Source organism: Brevundimonas sp., from assembly GCF_041648115.1.
GTDB lineage: Bacteria > Pseudomonadota > Alphaproteobacteria > Caulobacterales > Caulobacteraceae > Brevundimonas.
This window is the reverse complement of record NZ_JBAZPR010000006.1, coordinates 155,061-179,319: the sequence shown is the minus strand read 5'-3', so window position 1 is coordinate 179,319 and position 24,259 is coordinate 155,061. Positions and strand designations below refer to the sequence as shown.

At 66.5% G+C, this 24,259-nt stretch carries 31 protein-coding genes and 1 riboswitch; of the genes, 22 read left to right on the top strand and 9 right to left on the bottom strand.

What is annotated here, in order from left to right; genetic code table 11:
• Positions 1-99 precede the first annotated feature (99 nt).
• A complete protein-coding gene (locus tag WC597_RS07540) occupies positions 100-300 on the bottom strand; it encodes a hypothetical protein (RefSeq protein ID WP_372692721.1) in 201 nt (66 codons plus the stop codon).
• Between the two features lie 128 nt (positions 301-428).
• Here WC597_RS07540 and WC597_RS07535 point away from each other — a divergent pair, with 128 nt between their 5' ends.
• Together WC597_RS07535 and WC597_RS07530 are read left to right on the top strand one after the other, a co-directional pair.
• Positions 429-1,328, top strand: a complete 900-nt coding sequence (locus tag WC597_RS07535) for a DUF1206 domain-containing protein (RefSeq protein WP_372692720.1) — start codon at positions 429-431, stop codon at positions 1,326-1,328.
• A 68-nt stretch (positions 1,329-1,396) separates the two neighbouring features.
• Positions 1,397-2,062, top strand: a complete 666-nt coding sequence (locus WC597_RS07530; protein ID WP_372692719.1) for a DsbA family oxidoreductase — start codon at positions 1,397-1,399, stop codon at positions 2,060-2,062.
• Between the two features lie 79 nt (positions 2,063-2,141).
• Here the strand turns inward: WC597_RS07530 and WC597_RS07525 are convergent, their stop codons facing one another.
• The 6 genes from WC597_RS07525 to thiC all read right to left on the bottom strand — a co-directional run bounded on the left by WC597_RS07525 (position 2,142) and on the right by thiC (position 7,225).
• Positions 2,142-3,047, bottom strand: coding sequence for a hypothetical protein (locus tag WC597_RS07525; RefSeq protein ID WP_372692718.1), 906 nt, complete (start codon positions 3,045-3,047; stop codon positions 2,142-2,144).
• 322 nt (positions 3,048-3,369) lie between these two features.
• The gene (locus WC597_RS07520) at positions 3,370-3,549 is read right to left on the bottom strand and encodes a hypothetical protein (RefSeq protein ID WP_372692717.1); all 180 of its coding nucleotides are present in this window, start codon (positions 3,547-3,549) and stop codon (positions 3,370-3,372) included.
• Positions 3,546-4,055 (bottom strand): AAA family ATPase, encoded by a 510-nt coding sequence (locus tag WC597_RS07515; RefSeq protein ID WP_372692716.1) that lies wholly within the window; start codon positions 4,053-4,055, stop codon positions 3,546-3,548. The genes WC597_RS07520 and WC597_RS07515 overlap by 4 nt, the downstream gene beginning before the upstream one ends.
• A gap of 17 nt (positions 4,056-4,072) precedes the next feature.
• Positions 4,073-4,654, bottom strand: coding sequence for a hypothetical protein (locus WC597_RS07510; protein ID WP_372692715.1), 582 nt, complete (start codon positions 4,652-4,654; stop codon positions 4,073-4,075).
• A complete protein-coding gene (locus WC597_RS07505; RefSeq protein ID WP_372692714.1) occupies positions 4,651-5,271 on the bottom strand; it encodes a DUF5343 domain-containing protein in 621 nt (206 codons plus the stop codon). Before WC597_RS07505 ends, WC597_RS07510 begins: the two co-directional genes overlap by 4 nt.
• Before the next feature lie 124 nt (positions 5,272-5,395).
• On the bottom strand, positions 5,396-7,225 hold the full coding sequence (gene thiC / locus WC597_RS07500; protein WP_372692744.1) for a phosphomethylpyrimidine synthase ThiC: 1,830 nt from the start codon (positions 7,223-7,225) through the stop codon (positions 5,396-5,398).
• Between the two features lie 138 nt (positions 7,226-7,363).
• A riboswitch (TPP riboswitch) is annotated at positions 7,364-7,521 on the bottom strand.
• 145 nt (positions 7,522-7,666) lie between these two features.
• On the opposite strand from thiC, the gene WC597_RS07495 reads away from it, so the two are divergent.
• The 8 genes from WC597_RS07495 to WC597_RS07460 all read left to right on the top strand — a co-directional run bounded on the left by WC597_RS07495 (position 7,667) and on the right by WC597_RS07460 (position 14,640).
• The gene (locus WC597_RS07495) at positions 7,667-8,665 is read left to right on the top strand and encodes a D-cysteine desulfhydrase (protein WP_372692713.1); all 999 of its coding nucleotides are present in this window, start codon (positions 7,667-7,669) and stop codon (positions 8,663-8,665) included.
• A gap of 14 nt (positions 8,666-8,679) precedes the next feature.
• The gene (locus tag WC597_RS07490) at positions 8,680-8,916 is read left to right on the top strand and encodes a DUF3253 domain-containing protein (protein WP_372692712.1); all 237 of its coding nucleotides are present in this window, start codon (positions 8,680-8,682) and stop codon (positions 8,914-8,916) included.
• Between the two features lie 272 nt (positions 8,917-9,188).
• Positions 9,189-10,007: a hypothetical protein gene (locus tag WC597_RS07485; RefSeq protein ID WP_372692711.1), complete on the top strand. Its 819-nt coding sequence runs from the start codon at positions 9,189-9,191 to the stop codon at positions 10,005-10,007.
• Positions 10,008-10,126: 119 nt separating this feature from the next.
• Entirely contained in the window at positions 10,127-10,816 is a 690-nt protein-coding gene (locus WC597_RS07480; protein ID WP_372692710.1) for an aspartate/glutamate racemase family protein, read from the top strand.
• A gap of 81 nt (positions 10,817-10,897) precedes the next feature.
• The gene (locus tag WC597_RS07475) at positions 10,898-11,836 is read left to right on the top strand and encodes a nucleoside hydrolase (protein ID WP_372692708.1); all 939 of its coding nucleotides are present in this window, start codon (positions 10,898-10,900) and stop codon (positions 11,834-11,836) included.
• Complete coding sequence (locus tag WC597_RS07470) at positions 11,833-12,678, top strand: ribokinase (protein ID WP_372692707.1); 846 nt, start codon at positions 11,833-11,835, stop codon at positions 12,676-12,678. Before WC597_RS07475 ends, WC597_RS07470 begins: the two co-directional genes overlap by 4 nt.
• Positions 12,679-12,750: 72 nt before the next feature.
• Positions 12,751-13,881 (top strand): energy transducer TonB, encoded by a 1,131-nt coding sequence (locus WC597_RS07465; protein WP_372692706.1) that lies wholly within the window; start codon positions 12,751-12,753, stop codon positions 13,879-13,881.
• A gap of 30 nt (positions 13,882-13,911) precedes the next feature.
• Entirely contained in the window at positions 13,912-14,640 is a 729-nt protein-coding gene (locus WC597_RS07460) for a hypothetical protein (RefSeq protein WP_372692705.1), read from the top strand.
• Between the two features lie 186 nt (positions 14,641-14,826).
• On the opposite strand, the gene WC597_RS07455 is transcribed toward WC597_RS07460, so the two are convergent.
• Positions 14,827-15,957: a zinc-dependent alcohol dehydrogenase family protein gene (locus WC597_RS07455; protein ID WP_372692704.1), complete on the bottom strand. Its 1,131-nt coding sequence runs from the start codon at positions 15,955-15,957 to the stop codon at positions 14,827-14,829.
• A gap of 136 nt (positions 15,958-16,093) precedes the next feature.
• Between WC597_RS07455 and WC597_RS07450 the strand changes: the two genes are divergently transcribed.
• Positions 16,094-16,528, top strand: a complete 435-nt coding sequence (locus WC597_RS07450; protein WP_372692703.1) for an acyl-CoA thioesterase — start codon at positions 16,094-16,096, stop codon at positions 16,526-16,528.
• 168 nt (positions 16,529-16,696) lie between these two features.
• Entirely contained in the window at positions 16,697-18,271 is a 1,575-nt protein-coding gene (locus tag WC597_RS07445) for a carboxylesterase/lipase family protein (protein WP_372692702.1), read from the top strand.
• Positions 18,272-18,362: 91 nt separating this feature from the next.
• On the opposite strand, the gene WC597_RS07440 is transcribed toward WC597_RS07445, so the two are convergent.
• Entirely contained in the window at positions 18,363-18,563 is a 201-nt protein-coding gene (locus WC597_RS07440) for a hypothetical protein (RefSeq protein ID WP_159846453.1), read from the bottom strand.
• 136 nt (positions 18,564-18,699) lie between these two features.
• Between WC597_RS07440 and WC597_RS07435 the strand changes: the two genes are divergently transcribed.
• The 10 genes from WC597_RS07435 to WC597_RS07390 all read left to right on the top strand — a co-directional run bounded on the left by WC597_RS07435 (position 18,700) and on the right by WC597_RS07390 (position 24,164).
• Positions 18,700-19,473, top strand: coding sequence for a YebC/PmpR family DNA-binding transcriptional regulator (locus tag WC597_RS07435; RefSeq protein WP_372692701.1), 774 nt, complete (start codon positions 18,700-18,702; stop codon positions 19,471-19,473).
• A 58-nt stretch (positions 19,474-19,531) separates the two neighbouring features.
• Positions 19,532-19,828 carry a nucleotidyltransferase family protein gene (locus tag WC597_RS07430; protein WP_372692699.1) on the top strand — a complete coding sequence of 99 codons (297 nt, stop codon included), beginning with the start codon at positions 19,532-19,534 and terminating at the stop codon, positions 19,826-19,828.
• Positions 19,818-20,192: a DUF86 domain-containing protein gene (locus tag WC597_RS07425; RefSeq protein ID WP_372692698.1), complete on the top strand. Its 375-nt coding sequence runs from the start codon at positions 19,818-19,820 to the stop codon at positions 20,190-20,192. The genes WC597_RS07430 and WC597_RS07425 overlap by 11 nt, the downstream gene beginning before the upstream one ends.
• A 75-nt stretch (positions 20,193-20,267) precedes the next feature.
• Positions 20,268-20,786 carry a hemerythrin domain-containing protein gene (locus tag WC597_RS07420; RefSeq protein ID WP_372692697.1) on the top strand — a complete coding sequence of 173 codons (519 nt, stop codon included), beginning with the start codon at positions 20,268-20,270 and terminating at the stop codon, positions 20,784-20,786.
• Between the two features lie 23 nt (positions 20,787-20,809).
• Positions 20,810-21,181, top strand: coding sequence for a hypothetical protein (locus WC597_RS07415; protein WP_372692696.1), 372 nt, complete (start codon positions 20,810-20,812; stop codon positions 21,179-21,181).
• 59 nt (positions 21,182-21,240) lie between these two features.
• Positions 21,241-21,759 carry a crossover junction endodeoxyribonuclease RuvC gene (ruvC, locus tag WC597_RS07410; RefSeq protein WP_372692695.1) on the top strand — a complete coding sequence of 173 codons (519 nt, stop codon included), beginning with the start codon at positions 21,241-21,243 and terminating at the stop codon, positions 21,757-21,759.
• A 166-nt stretch (positions 21,760-21,925) separates the two neighbouring features.
• Positions 21,926-22,543 carry a Holliday junction branch migration protein RuvA gene (gene ruvA, locus WC597_RS07405; RefSeq protein WP_372692694.1) on the top strand — a complete coding sequence of 206 codons (618 nt, stop codon included), beginning with the start codon at positions 21,926-21,928 and terminating at the stop codon, positions 22,541-22,543.
• Between the two features lie 88 nt (positions 22,544-22,631).
• On the top strand, positions 22,632-23,663 hold the full coding sequence (gene ruvB / locus WC597_RS07400; RefSeq protein WP_372692693.1) for a Holliday junction branch migration DNA helicase RuvB: 1,032 nt from the start codon (positions 22,632-22,634) through the stop codon (positions 23,661-23,663).
• Positions 23,660-23,935: a BrnT family toxin gene (locus WC597_RS07395; protein WP_372692692.1), complete on the top strand. Its 276-nt coding sequence runs from the start codon at positions 23,660-23,662 to the stop codon at positions 23,933-23,935. Before ruvB ends, WC597_RS07395 begins: the two co-directional genes overlap by 4 nt.
• Complete coding sequence (locus WC597_RS07390) at positions 23,913-24,164, top strand: BrnA antitoxin family protein (protein ID WP_372692690.1); 252 nt, start codon at positions 23,913-23,915, stop codon at positions 24,162-24,164. Before WC597_RS07395 ends, WC597_RS07390 begins: the two co-directional genes overlap by 23 nt.
• Positions 24,165-24,259: the final 95 nt, after the last annotated feature.

Genomic DNA, 24,259 nt, shown 5'->3' with positions numbered 1-24,259 from the left:
CCGTCGGCCTCGTCTGTCGGAACCCGACACAGCGTGGCTGTATCTGGCGCCGGTTTCTGGGGAAAAGCCCTGATTTTACCGAGATATGTACGAAACCGGTCAGCCGGCGTCGGCTGCGGGGCGTTCCAGCCGGGCCACGAGACGTTCCGCCTGATGAACCTCGACCCCGATGCAGGAGGCGTGGTCGGCCAGGCGCTTGCGAGCGGCGGCCACGGCGATGTCGTCGTCGGCTCCGTCGAAGAAGTCGAGCAGGGGGCGGCGGTCGGCTTCGTCGAAGAAATGAAACTCGTAGATGCGCAAGCTTGGCTCCTGAGGCTTGACCGTAGCGGCATACGCGGGCCGGCGTCTGTCGGATGTCGACACAGCGCAGGTTCGGGAGCCTTTGCTGTGCGACAGGCGTTAGGCAGCCTCTCGCCGCCGGAGACGCGATGACCGCCGCCAAGACCCTTCGCCACGCCGCCGCCGACCTGGGCCGCGCCTTTCGCCTGCCGCCGCTGGCGACGCTGGTCGAGTGGGCGGCGCGGGTCGGATATGGCGCGCGAGGCTTCGTCTATCTGTCGGCCGGGGCCCTGACCCTGCTGGCGGCGACCGACCGGATCGGGGCGGCGGTGGGGACCAGCGGGGCGGCGGGCTGGCTGGCAGAACAGCCGTTCGGCAAGGTCTGGCTCGTGCTGCTGGGGCTGGGCCTGTGGGCCTTCGTCGGCTGGCGGGTGCTGCAGGCGGTGTTCGACGCGGACCATGAGGGGACGGACCTGAAGGGCTGGGCGACGCGGGCGGGCCAGGCGGTCAGCGGCCTGTTCTACGGCGTGCTGGCGTCGGGGGTGTTCGAATATCTGGACGAGTTCGGCGAGGCGACCAGCGCCTCCTCGGCCCAGGCCGAGAGCGTGGCCGAGAACCAGCAGAAGGCGGACCTGCTGCTGGGCTTGCCGTTCGGCGAGGCGTTGCTGATCGGGGCGGGGCTGGTCGTGCTGGGCGTCGGGATCGGCAATATCGTCAGGGCGTTCCGGGACGATTTCGACGACGCCCTGGCCTGTCCCAAGGCCTTCTGCGGGACGGCGACGGCCCTGGCGCGGACGGGCTATGCGGCGCGGGGGTTCGCCTATCTGCCGCTGGGCGTGTTCGTGGTTCTGGCGGGGCTGCATGCAAGCTCCGGCGACGTCACGACGACGGCGTCAGCGCTGGACGCGCTGGAGGCCCAGCCGGGCGGATCGTGGATCCTGGGGCTGACGGCGGCCGGGCTGATGGCCTTCGGCGCCTTCGCCTTCGTGGAGGCGCGCTGGCGCCGGATCCGCCCGCCCAAGAACCTGGCGCGTGATCTGCTGGGGTAGGGCTTGTCGCCTGGTGCAGCGTCGCCATATGGTTCGCAACACCTGCTGTTCCAGAAGAGGCCGTGCCGATGACCGCTCCGCTCAAGACCCTGAAGATCGACTTCGTTTCCGATGTCGTCTGCCCCTGGTGCGTCGTGGGCCTGGGCGGGCTGGAGACCGCGCTGGACGCCCTCAAGGGCGAGGGGATCGCCGCCGACATCGCCTTCCAGCCGTTCGAGCTGAACCCCCAGATGGCGCCCGAAGGCGAGAACATCGTCGAACACATCGGCCGCAAATACGGCGCGTCGCCTGAGCAGTCCGCCGCCAATCGCGCCATGATCCGCGAGCGGGCGGGGGAGGTCGGCTTCGACATGCGCATGACCGACGACAGCCGGATCTGGAACACCTTCGACGCCCACCGCCTGCTGCACTGGGCGCACGAGACGGCGCCGGACAAGCAGAAGGCCCTGAAACAGGCGCTGTTCACCGCCCACTTCACCGAGAACCGCAACCTGACCGACGCCGGGGTGCTGACCGCCGCCGCTGAGGCCGCCGGGCTGGACCGGGCCGAGGCGGCCGAGGTGCTGGCCTCGGGCCGCTACGCCCAGGCGGTGCGGGCGTCAGAGGACCTGTGGCGATCGCGCGGCATCACTTCGGTCCCCGCCGTGGTGGTGGAGGGCAAATACCTGATCAGCGGCGGCCAGCCGGCGCAGGCGTTCGAGGACGCCTTGAGGAAGATCGCGTCGGAGGTTTAGCGGGTGAGTAGTGAAGGGTGATTGGTGAGTGGAGTTATTTACGCGGCCGCTTCTTCACTCACGATTCACCCGTCACGCGTCACGGCGAAGCCTGTGGCTCGGTTTCAGACTCCCCCTCCGAAAAAACACCGTCTGAATGGTGCAATTCGTCTGAAATCGGGGGCGGTTTCAGGTCGTCGAGCGCCTCCACACGGGCCATCAGGGCGTCGCGGCCGGCGTAATCGCCGGGGGTCAGGGCGGCGGCCTCCAGGGCGATGACGCCGATCTCCCGCGCGACGGCCGTGGCGCGTTCGGCCATGTCGGGTTCCTTCGGTTTCGGCTCGGGCTTTGCAGCGGACGGGGCAGCAGGCGGCTCCGCCTCGCGCGCCAGGCGGGTCAGGTGGGCGTGCAGCCGCACCCACCGCGCCGCCTCCATCGCGCGCCCGGCCTGGACCGCCCGGCCCATCCGCACCAGGGCGTGGGCCGCCATCTCCGCGAAGTCGGGCAGGCCCTGCGCCGTCTCGAACGGCAGGTCGATCGGCCCATCCAGAGGCAGGGGAGAGGGATCGTCCTGATCCTCGCGCCGCCAGCCTTTTTCTCTGGCGCGGGCGCGAAAGGTGCTGACCCCCATGCCGTAACGGGCGCTGACCGCCTCGGCCGTGTCGCCCTCCAGATAGGCCTCGCCTGCCGCCTGCCAGGCCTCTTGCGACAGGCGGCGATAGCCGCGATTCCGGACCCGGTCGGCGCCGCGCGCGGCGGCGTCCGAGGCGGCGAGGGCCGGCGGCCGCAACAGATGCATCGGCAGGCCGTGCGTGCGCCAGAACCGCACCTCGGCCTCGGCCGAGCAGTCCAGGTGAAGCGCGTCGCGATACGCCTGTTCCAGACCCGCCGCGCGCAGGACGCGGATCTGATCCAGCCCTTGCTGCGTGGCTGCATCGTAAAGCGGGTCTCGCGGCCCATCGAACCCGCCGCCCTCGCCGTCGTCATAGGCCTGATCGTCGTGCATCCCGTCCCCCGGCTGTCGCCCACGCCCGATCCCAGGACGCGCCCCCAGTCTAAGGCCGTCCCGAACCGTGATAGGGTAGAGGCCGTCGATTTCCCGAAAGCCGAGGGATTTCAACGGTCCGGGAGGGGACGTCGTGTATAGGAAGGGGCGCCTTTTCCCTCTCCCGGTGGGAGAGGGCTTGAGGCTCGCAGAGCGTCAGCGATGCGCCAGCCGAAAAGGGTGAGGGTCGTGCGTCAACGGCGAGGTCCGACCCTCACCCTTTCGCGTTTCCAATCGCTTCGCTCTCGGACGCTCAAGCCCTCTCCCAACGGGAGAGGGAAGCCTAAGCCCGCTTCTTCTTCGGCGCAGCCGGGGCGTCGGCGGCGGTGACCAGATGCCCCTTCCAGCCGGGCGGCGGCAGGAACTTGCCGGACTGCTCCTCGCGTGTGCCGTGCTTCGCCATCTCGGCGGCGCGGCGCGCGGCCTTCAGCGCGGTTTCGTGGTCGATCAGCATCTTGTTCATCGCGGTCCCCAATCTAGCAGATCGAGGCCGTCGTCGCCATTGGCATAGATTTTCCAGGCATCGACAGCAGGCTTGTAGGTCGTTTCGAGATACTCGGCGCTGAGCAGGAAGCGGCGGCGCAGCGTGTCCTCGGGAATGCCGTGTCCGCCGTGAGAAACCCGGCGCGCGACGCGCGCAACCGAATAGTCGGCGTTGGGCAGGCGCAGATAGACCAGTTCCACCCGATAGCCGAGCGCCCGCCAATGGCGAATGCGCACGGCGTGCGAGCGCGTCGCCAGAGTGGTCTCAAGGATCACGTCTGACCCGGCGCGCGTCAGCGCGTCCAGCCGCTCCAGCACCAGACGCCCGGCCGCCAGATCGCGTGCCGGACCTTCACCGGTCAGGCCACGGGCGACTTCATCCGGGTTGACGAACTGAAACGTCTCCGTCCGCTCCCGCAGGAAGCCGTTGATGAAGGTGGTTTTCCCGGCACCGTTCGGCCCGGCGAGGAGGACGAGAGTGGGCATTTCAACCACCTAAACGGTTAGACAGTGATCTGTGCCGACCAGTCTCTTAAGTGGGTTCCTAATCTAGCCACATCGCGGCGATTCAGGCGACCGCTGTGCATAATAACGTTGCGCGATTTTTCAATAACATCAAATATAGAGGCCGCCCATTCCACATCCGGTATGAAAGGCTCAAAACAATCTGTGTTTTGCCGGATTATATTCAATAGATTGGGAAGCATGGTGAATTGTATGGGGTCATCGCCACGCTGAACGTGCCATCGAACTTTTCTCTCTTCTTCTAGTCTCTTCTCGGCGGCAGTTCGAATTTTTTCAGACACGCACTCCGTCCACCAATTAGCGCCTTTGTTTTCGAGTAGGGTGCTTGAGACTAGGTTTCGCACTGAATTTTCGAAAGCTGCTATCGCCGTGTAAACAATTGCCATTCCTCTAGCATCAGCTACAAAATCTTCATTGAGGGTATCAAGTGAAAGCAGGCCGCCGATCTCTGCGTCAGCCATATCATGCGTTTTGGCCTTAGTCCGGCCAGCAGAATCCAATGCCTCTTGCGTGAGCATTCCGCGATAAATGAAGCTGTAAGCGTCTAGGTTGTCGCTCACAGAAGATGCTCTTTGAGACTACGAAATAGAGCATCGTAAACTTTTGGGTCGCGTGATTCCGGCATGATAATTTGAATGTTATAATGCAGCCCACCGAGCCCTAATTTTGGTCGGCGGTTATCCGAAATTTTCTCAACTTCGGGCTCTGGCTCTTCGTCTGCAATGACAGGCGAATCACGGGGTGCCGGTTTGGCGTCAAAATCTGCCAGCTTCACCAGCTCACAAAATGTCAGACCCATTTTGTCTAAAACGGATTCGGAATATTGGCCTTGGCTCAATGTCTTAAATTTATTGATTACATCAGGCTTAGATAGTTTGTTAGCGCTAGTATTGACCTTAAAGAGGTCATCGTAGGCATCTCGGATGCCCTCGGCTAGAACGATATCCGACTGAGTTTGATCTAAAAACTGAAAATACCTATCTGTAGGCTTCTTGTCTGAGTTCAAAAATCCTAGCGATTGCAAAACTCCAACGAATAGTCGATCATTACTTGATGGAAATCCTAGTCCTTCTAGAAATCGAAGGTTGAATGTATCGGGTGCTTGCGCGGTCTTGATGGCATCCAGTAGGGCAGCCAAGTTTTTGGTGCTGGTGAGGTAAGCCTTAGGAATCGCCACACTCGTCTCCAAAATCCAAGATAACGCGCTTTAGTCGGCCCCCCGACCCAATCTCGTTGTGATTGTGCACAATCCTAAGGAAGTTGCGAGCCGGAACTGCGCAGCTCGGCTCGCAAGACGATCCTCACACTTTCACCTCCACCACCCCGCCGCCGGCGCGGAACTTCGCGCTCATCTCCGCCATCCCAGCCTCGGCTTCCGCCAGCGAGCCGCCCGCGTCGTTCTGGGCCTGGGCGTCGCGGCGGATGTCCTGGCTGATCTTCATGCTGCAGAACTTGGGGCCGCACATGGAGCAGAAGTGGGCGGTCTTGTGGGCTTCCTTGGGCAGGGTGGCGTCGTGGTATTTGCGGGCGGTTTCGGGGTCTAGCCCCAGGTTGAACTGGTCCTCCCAGCGGAACTCGAACCGGGCGCGTGACAGGGCGTCGTCGTGCAGGCGGGCGGCGGGGTGGCCCTTGGCCAGGTCGGCGGCGTGGGCGGCGATCTTGTAGGTGATGACGCCGTCCTTGACGTCCTGACGATCCGGCAGGCCCAGGTGCTCCTTGGGCGTGACGTAGCAGAGCATGGCCGTGCCGAACCAGCCGATCATGGCCGCGCCGATGGCGCTGGTGATGTGGTCGTAGCCGGGGGCGATGTCGGTGGTCAGCGGGCCAAGCGTATAGAAGGGCGCCTCGTGGCAGTGTTTCAGCTGCTCATCCATATTGGCCTTGATCTTGTGCATCGGCACGTGGCCGGGGCCCTCGATCATGACCTGGCAGCCCTTGGCCCAGGCGATCTTGGTCAGCTCGCCGAGGGTGCGCAGCTCGGCGAACTGGGCCTCGTCATTGGCGTCAGCGATGGAGCCGGGGCGCAGGCCGTCGCCCAATGAGAAGCTGACATCATAGGCCCGCATGATGTCGCAGATGTCCTCGAAATGCTCGTAGAGGAAGCTCTCCCTGTGGTGGGACAGGCACCATTTGGCCATGATGGAGCCGCCGCGCGAGACGATGCCGGTGACGCGCTTGGCCGTCATCGGCACGAAGGGCAGGCGCACGCCCGCGTGGATGGTGAAATAGTCGACGCCCTGTTCGGCCTGTTCGATCAGGGTGTCGCGGAACACCTCCCACGTCAGGTCCTCGGCGACGCCGTTCACCTTCTCCAGCGCCTGATAGATGGGAACCGTGCCGATGGGGACGCTGGAGTTGCGGATGATCCAGTCGCGGATGTTGTGGATGTTGCGGCCCGTCGACAGGTCCATGACGTTGTCGGCGCCCCAGCGGGTGGCCCAGACCAGCTTGTCGACCTCGTCATCGACGCTGGACAGCACCGCCGAGTTGCCGATGTTCGCATTGATCTTCACCAGGAAGTTGCGGCCGATGATCATCGGCTCGACCTCGGGGTGGTTGATGTTGTGCGGGATGATGGCGCGGCCGCGGGCGATTTCTTGCCGGACGAACTCGGGCGTCACGAAGTCGGGGATGGCGGCGCCGAAGTCCTCGCCGTCGCGGATGCAGGGGCTGTTCTGCTCGCGGCGCAGGTTCTCGCGGATGGCGACATATTCCATCTCGGGGGTGATGACGCCCGCCTGGGCGTATTCGTACTGGGTGACCGGGCGACCCTCGACGCCCTTGAAGACGCGGTGGTTGGAGACGTCGAAACGGGGGGCGAGGTGGCGGCCCGAGGCGTGGCCGTTGTCCTCGGGCTTGACCTCGCGCGGGTTCGCCACGGGGGCGATGTCGCCGCGATCCAGCTGCCAGCTGGACTTGACCAGGGGCAGGCCGCGCTTGATGTCGATGGTCACGGTCGGGTCGGTGTAGGGGCCGGAGCTGTCATAGATGGTCACCGGCGGCTCGTTGGCGCTGGGGTGGACGGCGACCTCGCGGAAGGGGACGCGGATGTCGGGGTAAAGCTCGCCGGCGACATAGACCTTGCGGCTGCCCGCCCGTTCGCCGGTGGGGATGGTTCCGGTCTCGCGCATGACTTCGTCGCGCGCGTCTTTCAGAGCCAATTCGACATTGGGCTCTTCGGGCAGGGCGGGGGGCGTGACTTGGATGTTCATGGCGGCCTCAAACGGTTGAGGTCTGCCGACGTCGGGCGGAACGGTCCTGTCGCGCGGACCCGTAGCGTTTCCCATCCCTTCGCCGGCATGACCCGGATCAGGTTCGACGGGTCAGGCGGCTACGCCAATCTCAGCCGCTGGGCGCTTTCAGGCGAAGTGGTCGCCGGTTCGCCGCCCGGAAAGCGCCCACTTAAGTGGCGCGCCTTCGAACCGCTCGCTGGAACCGCTCGCTGAAGGCGCGCTGTGCGACCCCCCGGAGAACGAGGATCAGGGTGACGCCGCGTGAAGGCGGCGTCAAGCGGCGTCGCTTGGGCCTGTCATGCAGGCGCGCTATCAAGGCGGCGAACAGGAGCCGACCCCATGCATCTCGCCCGTTTCGCCCGTATCCGCCTGGCCCATCTGCCGACGCCGCTGGAGCCGTTGCCGCGGCTGTCGGAGGAGTTGGGCGTGGATCTGTGGATCAAGCGCGACGACTGCACAGGCCTGGCGGGTGGCGGCAACAAGACGCGCAAGCTGGAGTTCCTGCTGGGCGCGGCGTTCGAGCAGGACGCCGATACGCTGGTGACGCAAGGGGCGGTGCAGTCGAACCATGTGCGCCAGACGGCGGCGGCGGCGGCGGCGCACGGCCTGGCCTGCGAGATCATTCTGGAAGAGCGGACGGGATCGAAGGCCAGCGACTATGTCGGCAACGGCAATGTCCTGCTGGACCGGCTGTTCGGGGCGACGATCCGCACCGTGCCGGGCGGGACAGACATGGTCGCTGAGCTGGAGACGACGGCGGACGCCGTGCGGGCGCGGGGCGGCAAACCCTATGTCATCCCCGGCGGCGGCTCGAACCCGGTGGGGGCGCTGGGCTATGTCGACTGCGCGCGCGAGATCGTGGTCCAGGCCGACGAGATGGACCTGGAGGTCCACCGCATCGTGACGGCGACGGGCAGCGCGGGCACCCACGCCGGCCTGGTCGCCGGGCTGGCGGTCATGGGCGCCGACATTCCGGTGCTGGGCATCGGGGTGCGGGCGCCCAGGGAGAAGCAGGAGGCCAACGTCTTCAAACTGGCCGAGGAGACGGCCGCCCTGCTGGGCCATCCGGGACGGGTGAAGCGCGAGAGGGTGGTCGCCGACTGCGACTATGTCGGCGAGGGCTACGGCCTGATCGACCAGGGGGTGATCGACGCCCTGACCCTGGCCGCCCGCCTAGACGGAATCGTGCTGGACCCGGTCTATTCCGGCAAGGCGATGAAGGGGCTGATCGCCCTAGCGCGGGCGGGTCGGTTCCGGGGCGAGACGGTGGTCTTCCTGCATACGGGCGGGGCGCAGGGGTTGTTCGGCTACCAGACCGAGATCGAGGGCGCGCTGTAGAGGCAGCGCGCCGGGTGGACGCGCGCGAGGCGATCTTGGCGCTGCTCGACGCCCGCGCGCACGACGCGACCGTCTGCCCCAGCGAAATGGCGCGGGCGGTGACCGCGACGGGCGGGGAATGGCGTGAGGCGATGCCGGAGGTTCATGCGGCGGTCGATCAGATGGTGAGCGACGGACTGGTGCGCCTGAGCTGGAAGGGACGCAGGCTGGCGGTCAGGGCGGGGCCGTATCGGATCGGGCGCGGCGGATAGGAGAGACGCTATGACCAGAACCGATTGGCTTCAGTTTCTGTCCTACTAAACGTGGGTCGGCGTTCTGTTTCTCGTGTCCGAGCTGGTCGTCGTGGTCTTCACTGTCCTTGTCGAAAGGCGTCGCACCCGGCGACGGAAGGATCGCCAATGAGCTCCATCAAATGATGCAGCGGCGTGGGGTCCGCTTTTGGGCCAAGCGCTAACTTCGCAAACCGACCCTTAGCGGACCCCTAACCGTCATGTAACTAACCACCACCGAAAGCTGACTGGACATGACGATGATCACATTGCTCGCTTCTGCCTTGCTCGTCGGCGCTTCCCCATCATGCTCCGCGCCCGATGGAACGACCCGCCTTCTAGACCAACCGCAACGCGTCATCGTGGTTGGGGAGGCCCACGGAACGGTCGAGGCTCCCGCCGCTTTCTTGGGTGTGGTTTGCGAGGCTGTCAGACGAGGTCCCGTTACGATCGGACTGGAGATGTCGGAATCTGACCGCCCATTGATGGACCAGTTTATGGCGGCGCCAGACGAAGCTGGCGCCCGACGAGTCCTCCAGTACGGAGATTTCGGTCATCCCGGCCGGCGCGACGGGCGTCACAGCCGCGCGATGATGGACATGATGCTCGGGTTCTGGCGGCTGCGAGATGCGGGTCGCGATATCACGTTGCACCCATTTTTGCCGCTGATCTCGCGTGTTCAACTGAGTGATCAAGCGTGGCGAGAGCTGGAGATGGGTTACTCGATGAGCCGCGCCTTTGTTTCTCGTCCCGATGCGCGACTTCTAGTGCTTGTTGGCGACCTGCACGCCCGAAAAACGCCGATGGCAGGTTTCCCCGAAATAGGCATTCCGGCAGCAGGTCATTTGCCCGCACCGGACACTCTCTCGCTGCACTTCGCGCAGCAGGGCGGCGAGAGTTGGGGCTGCCAGGATGTTTGCGGGTTGCAGACGACAGTGACGGATTACGATCCTCAGGCCAAAGGCGTAATTCTCGGGACAGTGAGTGAGGGAGCGTATGACGGCGTGCTGGCGGTAGGGCAGACCACCGCTTCGCCACCGGCAACCTTACCGCGCGACCCAGCGTCAAAATGAAGCAAACGTCCGCTTCCCACCCATGGCGGATCCTGGGACTGTCCGCTAAGCGCAACTTCGTTCAGGCGAGATGTCGTCTTGCTGCGTCGAAACGCCGAAGCTTCATCTGGAATAGCGACATGACCAAGATCCTGGGCGTCATCGGGGGTATGGGGCCAGCGGCGACGGTGGCGTTTCTGGAGCGGGTGCAGGCGCTCACACCTGCTCAGGGAGATGCGGACCATATCCGGGTGGTGATGGATATGAATCCTCAGGTGCCGGATCGGAACACGTGGCCGGGCGAGGCGGAGGTGGTGCTGGGTCGGATGGCGGCGCGGCTGGCGGCGGCGGGGGCGCAAGTGATCGCCATGCCGTGCAACACGGCTCATGCCCAGGCGGCGGGAATCCGAGCGGTGTGCGAGGCGGAGGGGTTGAGCTTCATCGACATGATCGCGGCGACGGCGGATGCGGCGGTCGCGGCCCATGACCTAAATGACGGTGTGCAGCGGATCGGGGTGCTGGCGACGCCGGGGGGCGAGCGGCTTTATCAGGCGGGGTTGGCGTCGCGCGGGGTCGAGGCGGTGCTGCTGGACGGCGCGGATCGCGAGGCCTTCATGGCGCTGGTCTATGGGGTCAAGCGCGGCGATGTGGGCGAGGCGGCGCGGGCGGAGATGTTGCGGCTGGCGGGCGTGTTGGCGGATGCGGGGGCGCAGGCCTTGATCGCGGGATGTACGGAGGTTCCGTTGCTGCTGCGGGCGGAGGATGCGCCGGTGAGACTGACGGACTCGGCCGAGGTGCTGGCGCGGGCGTGCGTGGGGGCGTGTCTCTGACCTCCGATCTCATCCGTCGGGGGTGTTGACGAAAGCCGAACGGGGCTTGCTAGCCGGCGTTTGGGGCGTCAAACGAAGCGGGTGTCTATTCAGTCCCTTATCATCGATTGCGACCCCGGCGTGGATGACGCCGTGGCGTTGTTCCTGGCCTTTGCGGCGCCTGACCTGAACCTGCTGGCGGTCACCACGGTGGGGGGCAATGTTCCCGGCGCCCTGACCCAGCGCAATGCGCGGATCGTGCGCCAGATCGCCGGGCGCGAGGATGTGCCGGTATTCATCGGGGCCGAGCGGCCGCTGAAGCGTCCGCCGGCGGGGGCGGGCGAGTTTCACGGCGCCGAAGGTCTGGGCGATCTGGAGCCGTTCGAGCCGACGGGCAGGGTTTCGGACGGGCCGGCGGCGGGCGCCATCGTCGACCTGGTCATGAGCCGGCCGCAGGGTTCGGTGGCGGTCGCCGTCATGGGGCCGATGACCAATCTGGCGCTGGCGATGCGGCGCGAACGGCGGCTGGCCGACTGGCTGGGGCCGGTGGTGATCATGGGCGGCGCGCGGTCGGAGGGCGGCAATATCACCGCCTCGGCCGAGTTCAACATCTGGGCCGACCCGGATGCGGCGGCGGTGGTGTTCGGATCGGGATGCGAGGTAATCGCCCTGGGGCTGGACGCGACCCATCAGGTGCGCGCGACCGAGGATCGGATCGCGGCGATAGAGGCAATCGACAGCGAGGCGGCGCGGACGACGGCGGCGATGCTGCGGTTCTCGCAGCGGGTCGAGCGCGAGGTGGTCGGTTGGGATTCCGCCCCGCTGCATGATCCCTGCACCGTGGCCTGGCTGATGCGGCCCGACCTGTTCGAGACGCGGGCGTGCCGTATCGAGGTCGAGACCACATCGGAACTGACGCGCGGCCATACGGCGGTGGAGTTCCGGATCGATCCGGCGACGGCGCGGCATCGCTGGGCCGTGTCTGCGGATGGGCAGGGGGTGTTCGACCTGATCGTGGAGACCTTGAGGGCTGCAGCATGAGGATCACCGTCGTCGGCTCGATCAACCTGGACCTGGTGACGACCGCGCCCCAGTTGCCGGCGCCGGGCGAGACGGTGACGGGGGCGACCCTGGCGCGCCACCCCGGCGGCAAGGGCGCGAACCAGGCGCTGGCGGCGGAGAAGCTGGGGGCCGAGGTCTGCCTGATCGGACGGGTCGGCGACGACGCCATGTCGGGCGAGGCCCTGGCACTGATGGCGAACATGGGCGTCGATCTGTCGGGGGTGGAGACGGACTTGGCGGCGCCGACGGGCGTGGCCCTGATCGCCGTCGATCCCGGCGGCGAGAACCAGATCGTGGTGGCGGCGGGGGCCAATCATTTCGTGACGCCCGAACAGCTGCCGCAGCGGATCGAGAGCGCGCTGATCGTTCAGTTGGAGCTGCCGATCGAGACGGTGGAGGCGGCGGTCGGGCGGGCGACGGGCTTCGTCTGCGCCAATCTGGCGCCCGCCGCGCCGGTGTCGGAAATGCTGCTGGGCCGCTGCGACCTGATCGTGGTCAACGAGATCGAGGCCGCCTACTATGGCGACAGCCTGCACCGGGGTGGCGGCCGGGTGGTGGTGACCAAGGGCGCCAAGGGTGCGGCCATGTACCAGCGCGGCGTCGAAATGGCCTGGGCCACCCCGCCCGTGGTCGAGGCGGTCGATGCGACGGGGGCAGGCGACGCCTTCGTGGCGGCCATCGTCGTGGCCCTGCTGGAGGGGATGGACCCGGCCGAGGCGTTGAAGTTCGCCTGTGCGGCCGGGGCGTTGGCGGCGACGCGAGCGGGGGCTCAGCCGTCTGCGCCCGAGCGGGATGAGGTCGAGGCGCTGCTGGCCGAGTGAAGTCCGTCAGGAACACAACCTGTCATTGACGAAATCCCTTCGCGTTGCGAGTGTGCGGGCGGGGGAGTGCGAATGTATTCAAACGCGAGGCGCGTCTGCGCCGTTTTGCTGGTTCTGGCCGCTAGCCAGATCTTGGCGAGTTGTGATCGCAAGAAGACCGAAGAGGCGCCCGTACAGACGGGGACCACAAATACGCCTGCCCTGAATGATGCGGCCCGCGACCAGGCGGTCGCGATGATCACGGGCGATCTTAACGCGCCCCTGGCCGAGCTGCACGCGGTTCTGACACGCGCGGCGCAAGACGGTCGTATCGATCCGGACGAACTGACAATCCAGGGGGTGTCTGGCCCGATACCCATCGACTGGTGGCTTTGGAACAAGGGCTATCTGCGCCTGTCCGAGGACGAGTATTACGGCCCGTATCTGGTCCTGTCCGACAAGGGCGGGCGGTTCGTCGGTGGGCCGCAGCCGGTCTGGCTGAGCGCCAAGAGCGAAGGCGCGCCGAACATGGAATGCCAGTCGGCGGGCGGGCTGACCCGCGCCGTGTGCACGGCCAGCGTCGCCTATTCGGTCGGTCTGACGCCTGGCGGCGACCTGGCTCGCGTCGCGGTTCCCGCATCATCGGCCAATCTGGAAGCGGCGTTCTCGCCGAGCGAAGGCTGGTCGGTGTCACAGCTGTCGGTGGACGGAGAAGCGCCACGCGACGTGGCGCGCACCGCGATCTTCGGGACGCCGGAAATGGCCGTCGAACCGCGCCGTCGGTTCTTCGAGGCGATCCGCTTTCAGTTGCAACGGCGTCAGGCGCCGACGCAAGAGCCCGCTCCATCCAAGATAGACCCCTACGTCCCCGAGCGCCAAGCCGTAACGGCGCAGAACGCCGCGCCGACAAAGCCAGCCGCAAGCCAGGCTCCGGTCGTCACGAACGCCCGGCTTCTGCGCCAGCCGACGGAAGCCGAAATGAGAGCCGTCTATCCGCCGCGCGCGCTTGGCCAAAACATTCCTGGACGGGCGACGATGTCCTGCACCGCCACTGTCGAAGGTGTGCTGAGCGACTGCATGACGCAATCGGAGTCGCCGCCCGGCCAGCGCTTCGGCCAGGCCGCCGTCGCGCTGGAGTCGCGTTATCGCGTCAGCCCCCGGACCATCGACGGTCAACCCGTTGAGTCTTCCGTGACGCTCAATCTCTCTTGGACAACAGACTGAGGCCGTCGCCTCGCTCGATTGGATGATCCCATGCTGAACAAGCTCGAAGCCCTCTATCTCAACATCCTGCGGGTAGTGATCATCGTCCTGGCGACGGTGCTGCTGGCGGTCGCAGCGGTCGGGGTCGTCGTGGCGGCGCCCATGCTGCTGTCGTCGTTCGGGGGCAAGGACGCGGATGCCGCGCGCCTGGTCCGCAACGACAGTCTGAACGACTATCTGAACCGGAACTCTGGCGGTCAGGGGATGTCGGCGCCGGATCAGGCGGAGCTGGAAAACCGGACGCGAGACGCCGACCGGCGGTTCAAGGACGCGGCCGCGAACATCGTCCGCTACGTCAAGGCCAAGATGGGGATGGCGCCGCCTGAAGCGGGGGTGATCGACTACATCCAGACCTTGTCGGACGGCCTGCCCGCGAGTTTGCAGGACCGTTATGCCGACAGCCTGCTTTCGCTGTCGCAAGACCTCGTGCGGGCTCCTGCCACGACGTCCGTGGACGTCGATCAATTGATCCAATGGCATTTCGACCAGTTCAGCGCGGCGGCGGAAACGGCGATGCAACAGGACACGACACGCGCCATCGAAGAGGGCGCGCGGCGCCAGACGGCGATCCTTGCCGGAACCGCCGCAGCCGGCTTCTTCATGATGTTCCTGTTGCTGGTGTTCGTCTTCGTTCTGGTGAAGATCGAACGCAATCTGCGTCGCCTGCCAGTGGCGGTCGAAAGGCAGGCGGAACCCCTATCTTCAGCAGCGTCCATGTGACGTCGTCACTATGCGGCGCCGAAGGGGCTGGAGGCGACTGCGCGTTACGTCACCCCGCGGCTGGAGGCGCACGGCTGTCGCGCGCAGGAATCGCTGGGCCACACCCTGTGGAAGATGACCCGCTGGCTGGACCACTATGTGAAGAACGCGCCGCCGAAGCCGGCGGAGTGAGGTCTGGGCTGGCCGTCACGGTCTGACGATCAGCCGGACCACCTCGCCGGCGTGCAGGCGGTCGAAGCCGGCGTTGATGTCGTCGAGCGGGATGACCCCGCTCATCAGGCGGTCCACCGGCAGGCGGCCCTGGCGATATAGGGCGACGTAGCGGGGGATGTCGCGGCTGGGGACGCAGGTTCCGATGTAGGAGCCCTTCAGCGTGCGCTCCTCGGCGACCAGTGAGACGACGTTGACGGCGAGGGTGGCGTCGGCGGGCGGCAGGCCGGCGGTGACGGTGGTTCCGCCGCGCCGGGTCATTTTCCAGGCGTTTTCCAGCGCCCGGACCGAGCCGGCCATTTCGAAGGCGAAATCCGCGCCGCCGTTGGTCAGGGCGCGGACCTGATCCACCGCGTCGGGGGCGGCGCCGTCGACGGTCTGGACCGGACCCAGGGTGCGGGCCAAGGCCAGCTTGTCCTGCGACAGATCGACGGCGACGACGGGGGAGGCGCCGGAGGCGAGGGCGCCCAGGACGCTGGCGAGGCCCACGCCGCCCAGGCCGATGACGGCGACGCTCTGGCCCGCCTTGACCCCGGCGGTGTTCACCACGGCCCCGACGCCGGTCAGGACGGCGCAGCCGAACAGGGCCGCCTCCTCGAACGACAGATCCGGGTCGATCTTCACCAGCGAGCGGCGAGAGACGACGGCGTGTTCGGCGAAGGCGGAGCAGCCGAGGTGGTGGTTGACCGGCTGACCCTCGCGGAAGAGGCGACGGCCGCCGGAGAGCAGTTCGCCCCGGCCGTTGGCGGCGGCGCCGGGTTCGCACAGAGCGGGACGGCCGCCGGCGCACGGGTCGCAATGGCCGCACGACGGCATGAAGACCATGACGACGTGATCGCCGATACTGAGGTCCGTGACGCCGTCCCCCAGCGCCTCGACCACGCCGGCCGCCTCGTGTCCCAGGGCCATGGGCAGGGGGCGGGGGCGGTCGCCGTTGATGACGCTGAGGTCCGAGTGGCACAGGCCGGCGGCCTTGATGGCGACCAGGACCTCGCCGGGGCCGGGCGGGTCCAGCGTCACGGTCTCGACCGACAGGGGGCGGCTGTCGGCGTAGGGTTGGGCGGCGCCCATGCGGAACAGAACGGCGGCGCGGGTCTGGAGGCTCATATCGGTCGGCCCTCTGGGGCGCTGTCGGCCAGCGCGTTCGTGATCAGACTCCTATCGATAGGCGCTTGACCTAACGTCGTCCAAGCTAGAGCGTCGTGATCCAGAGCGACGGTTCGCGTCGCCGAGGGAGACGACGATGCCGAAACGAGACGAGGGCGCCCTGGCCCACCGCGCGACCTACAAGGCCTTTCACATGGTCTCGACGCGCTGGGCCGACAACGACCAGTACGGGCACATCAACAACGCCAAATTCTACGAGTTCGTCGACTCGGCGGTGAACGCCCACCTGCTGATCGCCAATGCGCTGGACGAGTCCATCGGCCTGGTGGTGGATTCGGGCTGCCGCTATACCTCGTCGCTGAAGTTCCCCGACGTGATCGAGGTCGGGATCAAGGTCGACAAGATCGGCACATCCAGCGTCACCTACGGCTTCGCCGTGTTCAAGCGCAGCGCCGACGTCCCTGCCGCCATCGGCCATTTCGTCCACGTCTATGTCGACGCGGAGACCCGTCGGCCCAAGCCGCTGCCGGCCAAGCTGAAGGCGGTGGTGGAGAACCTAAGAGCGGGGTGAGGGGGCGATTAGGCAAGGTGTCGGCGCCGGCTTTTGACCCTAGCGGACCTTGCGATAGTCGAGTCTGGATGACCGGGCCTGACGCAATGCCGCCACGTGAAGATGAAGGTCGACTGTATTTTTATCGGCGACTGCATCCGCTGAGCTGCGTCGAAGCCTCTATGGCGCATGCTTAGCCGTTCCAGAGTCTTCTTCGTCGACTCACTCATCATCCTCTGCGTCGCAACCGCCATGGCGGTTGCGACCGGTGCAGCCTTGGCGCAGGAAGCTGTCACCACGAAGGGACGGCTCCAGGGAAGCCGCGACGCCGGGACCACACGGTATCTCGGCGTGCCCTATGCGCGGGCGCCCGTCGGTGACCTTCGTTGGCGCGATCCGCAGTCGATGGAGGGCTGGAGCGGAATCCGCGACGCCACCCGCTTTGCTCCAGCCTGCCCACAGGTCGGCGTCTCCATGCCCGGCGAGCCGCCCTCTCCGACGGATGAAGACTGTCTCTATCTCAACATCTGGGCGCCGGAGGCTGCGGTCCGCGACGATCGGTCGTATCCCGTCATCGTCTGGATTCCAGGCGGCGGGCTGACGAACGGCTCGACTTCGATCCCTCTCTACGATGGGACCGCATTGACGCAGCGAGGCGTGATCGTCGTGACGGTGGCCTATCGTCTTGGCGTGCTGGGGTTCCTTGCCCATCCGGAGCTGACCGCAGAATCCGGGGCGGGCGGCTCGGGCAACTATGGCCTGATGGATCAGGTCGCAGCTCTCCAGTGGGTTCGGGAAAACATTGCGGCCTTCGGCGGGGATCCCGACCGAGTTACGGTTGCAGGTCAGTCGGCGGGTGCGACATCGGTCAGCATTCTGATGGCCTCGCCCCGGACCAAAGGTCTGTTTCAGCGCGCCATCGGCCAGAGTGGCGGTCTGTTCGAGCCATTAGCCCTCGCGCCGCGCTATGTGTTGGAGAAGGCAGAGGCTGACGGGGCCGCGTATGGCGCGGCTTTGGGAGCGCCGACGCTGGCCGCGCTTCGCGGCCTGCCGGTCGAGCGGTTCCTAGGCGATCGTCGTGCCGATGCGGTGATCCATCCCGTCATCGAACCGCGCATGCTGCCGGAGCCGCCTTATGATGTCTTTGCCGCTGGGCGCCACAACGACGTGCCGCTGCTCGTGGGCTTCAATGCTGAAGAGGCGCTTTCGCTGACAGATGTCTCTGAGGTGACGGCGCAAAACTTTCATGAGCGGTTGAACAAGCGGTGGGGAGCGCTGCCGCCAGCCTTGCTTGAGCCTTACCCCTTCGCCACCGATGCCGAGGCTCGCAAGGCCCGAGCCGACTTCGAGCGCGATCTGCGGTTCGGCTGGGACATCCGCGCCTGGGCGCGCCTCGCGGCCTCTCAAGGCCGGTCGCCTGTTTACGCCTACTATTTCACTCGGTGTCCACCGTATGCCGAAGGCTCTATCCAACAAGCTTGGGGAGCCGGACATTTCGCCGAGCTCTGGTACATGTTCGATCATCTCGATCAACAGCCTTGGCCGTGGACACCGGCCGATCGGCGGCTTGCGGACGATATGGCGGGCTATTGGGTGGCCTTCGCCAGCCATGGCGATCCCAACGGCGACAGCCGCCCGGCCTGGCCCGTGTTCGAAACCGGCGACGAGCGCGTGATAATGCTTGACGAGGAGTCTAAGCCAGGGGTGCTGCCGAACACGGCGGCGCTCGACGGGTTCGAGAGGGTGTACGAATCTATTCGCTAACCGATCGAGTAGACCTCATCCGCGCATTCTGATCTGCCCGCCCAAAGGACTGAGTCCCCGCTTTCGCGAAGGATGAGCGGAGTTTGAACTCTCAGTCGTCCAGACGGCCGATGAGGAACAGGGCGCCGACGGCGGTCAGGGCGCCCAGGGTGAAGGCGGCGATGATGGAGCCGGCGGCGACGGCGGCGGGGACGGTGACGGGGCGGGCCTCGTACCATTCCACGATGTCGGCCTCGTGCAGGTCTTCGTCCATGAAGCCTTCGGCCTCGTAGATGGTGTCGTCTGCGGTCATGGCTGCGCTCCGTCTGTCTTGCGGGGGATCAATACGCGCAAACGGTCGAGGTTCCACCCCTGTCACCCATCGTGACAGGATGCCGCTCATCGTTTAGGAGGCCCGCTCAGGTTCCAGAACGCACGAAGACGATCCCATGGCCGGCCACTCGAAATTCAAGAACATCATGCACCGCAAGGGGCGCGCCGATGCGCAGCGCTCCAAGCTGTTCTCCAAACTGTCGCGCGACATCACCGTGGCGGCCAAGAACGGCATGCCCGATCCGGCGCTGAACCCGCGCCTGCGTCTGGCGGTCAACAACGCCAAGGCCGAAAGCCTGCCCAAGGACGTGATCCAGCGGGCCATCAACAAGGCCTCGGGCGGCGACGTCGATACAATGGAAGAGGTCCGCTACGAGGGCCGGGGGCCGGGCGGCGTGGGCATCATCGTCGAAGCCCTGACCGACAACCGCAACCGCGCGGCGTCCAACATCGGCGCGGCGTTCAAGAAGAACGGCGGCGCCCTGAGCGAGATGAACTCGGTCGCCTTCATGTGGGATAAGGTCGGCCAGATCATCTACAAGGCCGAGGCCGGGACCGAGGACGAAGTCATGGAAGCCGCCATCGAGGCCGGCGCCCAGGACGTCGAGAGCGACCTGGTCAAGCCCGACATCTATGAGGACGCGCCGGGCCATACGATCTGGACCGCCTTCGAGGACCTGAACGAGGTCGCCGAGGCCATGTCCAAGGTTCTGGGCGATCCGAAATCCACGGCCATCGTCTGGAAACCGCAGTCGGACGTGCCGGTCACCGGCGACGCGGTGGGCACGCTGTTCAAGCTGCTGGACGCGCTGGACGCCGAGGACGACGTGTCGTCGGTCTATTCCAACGAGGCTGTCTCCGACGAGGACGCGGCGAAATACGCGGGGTGATTTCCGGCCGAATTTCGCCGCTCTCGCGTCGGAGCGGCGTTCGCGCTAATCTGTCTGCATGAACAGCGCCGCCGTCATTGCCGTCCTGCGCGAGCACGAACGCGAGTTGCGTCGTCAGGGCGTCACGCACGCCGCCCTGTTCGGATCGGTCGCGCGGGGAGATGACGGTCCCGACAGCGATCTGGACATCATGGTCCAGATCGATCCCGCAGCGGACGTGAACCTATACGACTATGTCGGCATCACCCAGTTCATCGGCGACCTGTTCGCCGGTCGCGCGGACGTGTCGGATCGCGAGATGCTGATCGAACCCGTCCGCCGCGAGGCCGAACGCGAGGCGATCTTTGCCTTCTGAGCCGGATCGCCGCGAACGCCTGGCCTGGCGGGCTGTTCTGGACAACTGCCTGCTGGCGCAAAGCTTCTGCGCGGCCCTGTCGGCCGACGAGTTCGCAGCGGATCGCAAGACCTTCTATGCGGTCACGCGGTGTCTGGAGATCGTGTCGGAAGCGGCGCGGCGTCTGCGTGGCGCCCAGCAGGCCGATTATCCCTCGATCCGTTGGCGGCAGATCGAGGACTCGGGCAATGTGTTTCGGCACGTCTATCAGAACGTCGCTGAAAGCCGTGTCTGGGCCATCGTGCATGGCGAACTGAACGATCTGATCGACGCTGCAACAGCGGTTTTGGGCGACGAGCCGATGCGAGACCAGCGCCCGAAATAGGCCGCGAGTCGTTCGCACGGAACCGGGGGGCGGCGCAGGCGTAACGAGGCTTCACCGTTACGCCTGGAGCGCCCCATGGACATCACCCAGCTCATCCTCGACGACCATGCCGAACAGCGCCGGCTGTTCGCGATCATCGAACAGATCGATCCCAAGGACACCGACGCGCTGAGCGCCGTCTGGTCGCGGTTGTCGGCGTTCCTGGATGTGCACGCCGAGGCCGAGGAGCGGTTCTTCTATCCCGAGCTGCTGAAACAGGGCGAAGGCGCCAACGACGCCGAGGACGGCACGGTCGAGGGCGAGACCGAAGACGCCATCGAGGATCACAACAAGCTGCGCGATGCGGTCAAGGCGGTCGAGAAGCACAAGGTCGGGAGCAAGGCCTGGTTCGACGCCGTGGGCGAGGCGAACGTCGTCAACTCCAAACATATGGGCGAGGAGGAGCGGCAGGGCTTGACCGACTTCCGCATGAATGCGGACATCGAGACGCGCCATGCGCTGGCGGTCAGGTTCGCCGCCTTCGAGGCCGAGCACATCACCGGGGTCAAGCCGGTCAACAAGGATCCCGAGACCTATATCGAGAAGCACGGCTGAGGCGGGGCGGGGAGAGACGGACGATGCCGCAGGATCGCGATCCGAGGTCCGATCTGCCGGGCGCCGCCGGTCCGCCGGTGGAGGGACGGCAGTGGGCGTGGGTGAAGGTCTGCGCCTGGGGCGGGGCGGTCGTCGTGCTGTTGTGCGCCGCCGCCGTGGCGACCTGGCTGGTTTCGCGTGTACAGACGGCGCTAGTGGATCGACCGGAGGCGGCTGAGCCTGAACGGCTGGTCGTCGAGGGCCCTTCGGTCGTGCCGACGCTGCAGCCGGCGCCACCGCCCGTGACCGTTCCTGTGAGCGTCGAGACGGTCGAAGCGGATCCGCCCCCGCCGGAGCCGCCTGCGCCTGTGGCGCCGCAAACCGAGCGTCGGCGGCCCTTGTTGATGCAGCGCTGAGCGCGACGGCCGAAACCGTTCATTGCCCGATAACCCTCTTTGCGGCATGAGGGGAACGGATGGCGAACGAACCTGTCAGAATCATCGGCCTGGACCCCGGTCTGCGACGCACCGGCTGGGGGGTGATCGTGTCCGACGGCGCGCGCCTGAGGTGGGTCGCGCACGGGGTGGTGGCCCCGCCGGAGAGCGCGCCGTTCAGCGAGCGGCTGCTGCATCTGTTCGAGGCGCTGGGCGTCATCTGCGCCGACCACGGCTGCGAGGAGGCGGCAGTGGAAGAGGTGTTCGTGAACGTGAATCCGTCCTCGACCCTGAAGCTGGGTCATGCGCGGGCGGCGGTGATGCTGGCCCCGGCCAAGCTGGGGCTGACGGTGGCGGAATATTCGCCGAACCTGATCAAGAAGGCGGTGGTGGGCGCGGGTCATGCGGACAAGAGCCAGATCGCCTTCATGATCAAGCGGCTGCTGCCGACCGCGGGGGACGTGAAGGCGGATGCGGCGGATGCCCTGGCCGTGGCGGTCACCCATGCGCAACTGAGGAAGCGGTCCTTGCTGGAAGCCATGCATCGGGGGGCGGCGTGAGGGGGGCGGATCAGGTCTCCTCCCCATCGCAGATGGGGAGGTGGCGCGGCGCGGCTTCGCGCCGTGACGGAGGGGTTCTTTCCGCACGTTTGGCGTCCGTGGGGCGTCAAGAGCCCCTCCACCGCTTCGCGGTCCCCCTCCCCATCAAGATGGGGAGGAGACAGTCATGATAGGACGTTTGCGGGGCGTCTTGGCCGAGGTCGGGGAGGCGGAATGCCTGATCGACTGCGCCGGCGTGGGCTATGTCGTGGCGTGCGGGGCGCGGACGCTGGGGCGGTTGCCGGCGCCGGGCGACGAGGCGACGGTGCATGTGCATTCGCAGTGGAGCGAGGACGCGGGGCCGCGCCTGTACGGATTTCTGACGCGCGACGAGCGGCGGGCGTTTACGACCCTGCTGGCGATCCAGGGCGTGGGGCCCAAGGCGGCGCTGGCGGTGCTGGACGTGCTGCCGCCGGGCGAACTGGCCGGGGCCGTGGCGCGCGAGGACAAGGCTGCCGTGGCGCGGGCCAATGGGGTGGGGCCGAAACTGGCGCTGAGGATCGTGACCGAGCTGAAGGGCAAGCCGCTGGGCGACGTCAGTTTTGCGCCGACCGCGCCGGGCATGCATGTCGAAATCGCGCCGCCGCCGCCGTCCATCACCGGCGAGGCCGTGTCGGCGCTGCTGGGGCTGGGCGTGGCCGAGGTGAATGCGCGCCGGGCCGTGGATCAGGCGCTGATCCGGCTGGGCGAGGAAGCCGAACTGCCGGCCGTGATCCGGGCGGCACTGCAGGAGCTGGGGCGGTGAAGGGGCGTGAGTGGGGATTCGTGAGTCGTGAGTCGTCGGCGACTATGAATCACGAGTCACGCCTCACGACTCACAGCTGGAAAACCGCATGACCCGCGTCATCTCTCCAGAGGCCGAAACCGGCGAAGCGTTTGATCGCGCATTGCGACCGCAGACGCTGTCCGAGTTCGTCGGGCAGTCGCAGGCCAAGGGCAATCTGAAAGTCTTCATCGACGCGGCGCGGGGGCGGGCCGAGGCGCTGGACCATGTGCTGCTGTTCGGGCCGCCCGGACTGGGCAAGACGACGCTGGCGCAGATCGTGGCGCGCGAGCTGGGGGTGGGGTTCCGGGCCACATCCGGTCCGATCCTGGCCAAGGCCGGCGATCTGGCGGCGATCCTGACGAACCTGGAGCCCCGCGACGTCCTGTTCATCGACGAGATCCACCGACTGAGCCCCAACGTCGAGGAGATCCTGTATCCGGCCATGGAGGACCATGTGCTGGACCTGATCATCGGCGAAGGGCCCTCGGCGCGCTCGGTGCGGATCGATCTGGCGCCGTTTACGCTGGTGGGGGCGACGACGCGGGCGGGGCTGCTGGCCACACCGTTGCGGGACCGGTTCGGGATCCCGCTGCGGCTGGAGTTCTATTCGGCCGACGAACTGACGGCCGTGGTGCGCGGCACGGCGCGCAAGATGGGCGCGGCCATCGACGAAGAAGGCGCGCGCGAGATCGCGTCGCGGGCGCGGGGCACGCCGCGGATCGCCGGGCGGCTGCTGCGCCGGGTGCGGGATTTTGCGTCGGCCGAGGGGGCGGAGACGATCACCAAACTGGTGGCGGCGCGGGCGCTGGCGCGGCTGGAGGTGGACGAGGCCGGGCTGGACAGTCTGGACCGGCGGTTCCTGAGGGCGCTGATCGAGAACTACGGCGGCGGGCCGGTGGGGATGGACACATTGGCGGCCGCCATCGCCGAGGCGCGCGACGCGGTCGAGGACGTGATCGAACCCTATCTGCTGCAACAGGGCTTCATCATGCGCACCCCGCGCGGACGCGTCGCCTGCGACAAGGCCTATGCGCACCTGGGCTTGAGCGCGCCAGCTCCCCCTGCGGCTGGTCCCGTGCCGGGCGACCTGTTCGAGTGAAGGTCGCGTTCGATCCGGGCAAGGATGCGAGCAATCAAGACAAGCATGGACTGTCGCTGGCCTCCGCCGAGGATGCAGATTGGACGGCCGCCTTCGTCGCTTTGGACGACCGCCGCGACTACGGCGAGCTTCGGTGGTATGCTTATCTACCGATCGATGGTCGGGTTCACGTCGCCGTCTATACCGAACGCGGCGACGCGACCTGGATGATCAGTCTCAGGCGGGCCAATCCCCGCGAGGTCAGAAAGTATGACGAACTCCGCAATCGTTGACCCGGTCGACGACGACAACCCCGAACTGACCGACGCCGACATCGCGCGCATGCGCCCGGCGCGCGAGGTGCTGTCTTCGGCCGCCTATGCGCGTCTGACCGGGGTGAGCGAAGTCGAGTTGACGCTGCCCGCCGCCACCATTCGCGCCTTCGTCGAAGAGGGCGAGGACTGGCGCGAGCGGATGGCCGAGGCGTTGACGGAAGCGGCGCGAAAGAAGCGCGCGGCCTGATGCAGGGCTGATCGGGGGCTGATCGGGGCCTGATCTCCGATAGGCGGTTGCCAAGCGGGGCGGGCGGGGGTTTGCTGGGGGCGAACCGGAGCCGT

Excerpts from the sequence above, each read along its gene's own strand:
- WC597_RS07420 (WP_372692697.1), top strand. The coding sequence starts at position 20,268 with ATGGACATCACCCAGCTCATCCTCGACGACCATGCCGAACAGCGCCGG.
- WC597_RS07415 (WP_372692696.1), top strand. The coding sequence starts at position 20,810 with ATGCCGCAGGATCGCGATCCGAGGTCCGATCTGCCGGGCGCCGCCGGT.
- WC597_RS07495 (WP_372692713.1), top strand. The coding sequence starts at position 7,667 with ATGCATCTCGCCCGTTTCGCCCGTATCCGCCTGGCCCATCTGCCGACG.
- WC597_RS07535 (WP_372692720.1), top strand. The coding sequence starts at position 429 with ATGACCGCCGCCAAGACCCTTCGCCACGCCGCCGCCGACCTGGGCCGC.
- WC597_RS07515 (WP_372692716.1), bottom strand. The coding sequence starts at position 4,055 with ATGCCCACTCTCGTCCTCCTCGCCGGGCCGAACGGTGCCGGGAAAACC.
- WC597_RS07470 (WP_372692707.1), top strand. The coding sequence starts at position 11,833 with ATGAGGATCACCGTCGTCGGCTCGATCAACCTGGACCTGGTGACGACC.
- WC597_RS07460 (WP_372692705.1), top strand. The coding sequence starts at position 13,912 with ATGCTGAACAAGCTCGAAGCCCTCTATCTCAACATCCTGCGGGTAGTG.
- WC597_RS07530 (WP_372692719.1), top strand. The coding sequence starts at position 1,397 with ATGACCGCTCCGCTCAAGACCCTGAAGATCGACTTCGTTTCCGATGTC.
- WC597_RS07430 (WP_372692699.1), top strand. The coding sequence starts at position 19,532 with ATGAACAGCGCCGCCGTCATTGCCGTCCTGCGCGAGCACGAACGCGAG.
- WC597_RS07455 (WP_372692704.1), bottom strand. The coding sequence starts at position 15,957 with ATGAGCCTCCAGACCCGCGCCGCCGTTCTGTTCCGCATGGGCGCCGCC.
- WC597_RS07465 (WP_372692706.1), top strand. The coding sequence starts at position 12,751 with ATGTATTCAAACGCGAGGCGCGTCTGCGCCGTTTTGCTGGTTCTGGCC.
- thiC (WP_372692744.1), bottom strand. The coding sequence starts at position 7,225 with ATGCGCGAGACCGGAACCATCCCCACCGGCGAACGGGCGGGCAGCCGC.
- WC597_RS07480 (WP_372692710.1), top strand. The coding sequence starts at position 10,127 with ATGACCAAGATCCTGGGCGTCATCGGGGGTATGGGGCCAGCGGCGACG.
- WC597_RS07435 (WP_372692701.1), top strand. The coding sequence starts at position 18,700 with ATGGCCGGCCACTCGAAATTCAAGAACATCATGCACCGCAAGGGGCGC.
- WC597_RS07445 (WP_372692702.1), top strand. The coding sequence starts at position 16,697 with ATGCTTAGCCGTTCCAGAGTCTTCTTCGTCGACTCACTCATCATCCTC.
- WC597_RS07520 (WP_372692717.1), bottom strand. The coding sequence starts at position 3,549 with ATGAACAAGATGCTGATCGACCACGAAACCGCGCTGAAGGCCGCGCGC.
- WC597_RS07485 (WP_372692711.1), top strand. The coding sequence starts at position 9,189 with ATGACGATGATCACATTGCTCGCTTCTGCCTTGCTCGTCGGCGCTTCC.
- ruvB (WP_372692693.1), top strand. The coding sequence starts at position 22,632 with ATGACCCGCGTCATCTCTCCAGAGGCCGAAACCGGCGAAGCGTTTGAT.
- ruvA (WP_372692694.1), top strand. The coding sequence starts at position 21,926 with ATGATAGGACGTTTGCGGGGCGTCTTGGCCGAGGTCGGGGAGGCGGAA.
- WC597_RS07390 (WP_372692690.1), top strand. The coding sequence starts at position 23,913 with ATGACGAACTCCGCAATCGTTGACCCGGTCGACGACGACAACCCCGAA.
- WC597_RS07440 (WP_159846453.1), bottom strand. The coding sequence starts at position 18,563 with ATGACCGCAGACGACACCATCTACGAGGCCGAAGGCTTCATGGACGAA.
- ruvC (WP_372692695.1), top strand. The coding sequence starts at position 21,241 with ATGGCGAACGAACCTGTCAGAATCATCGGCCTGGACCCCGGTCTGCGA.
- WC597_RS07525 (WP_372692718.1), bottom strand. The coding sequence starts at position 3,047 with ATGCACGACGATCAGGCCTATGACGACGGCGAGGGCGGCGGGTTCGAT.
- WC597_RS07450 (WP_372692703.1), top strand. The coding sequence starts at position 16,094 with ATGCCGAAACGAGACGAGGGCGCCCTGGCCCACCGCGCGACCTACAAG.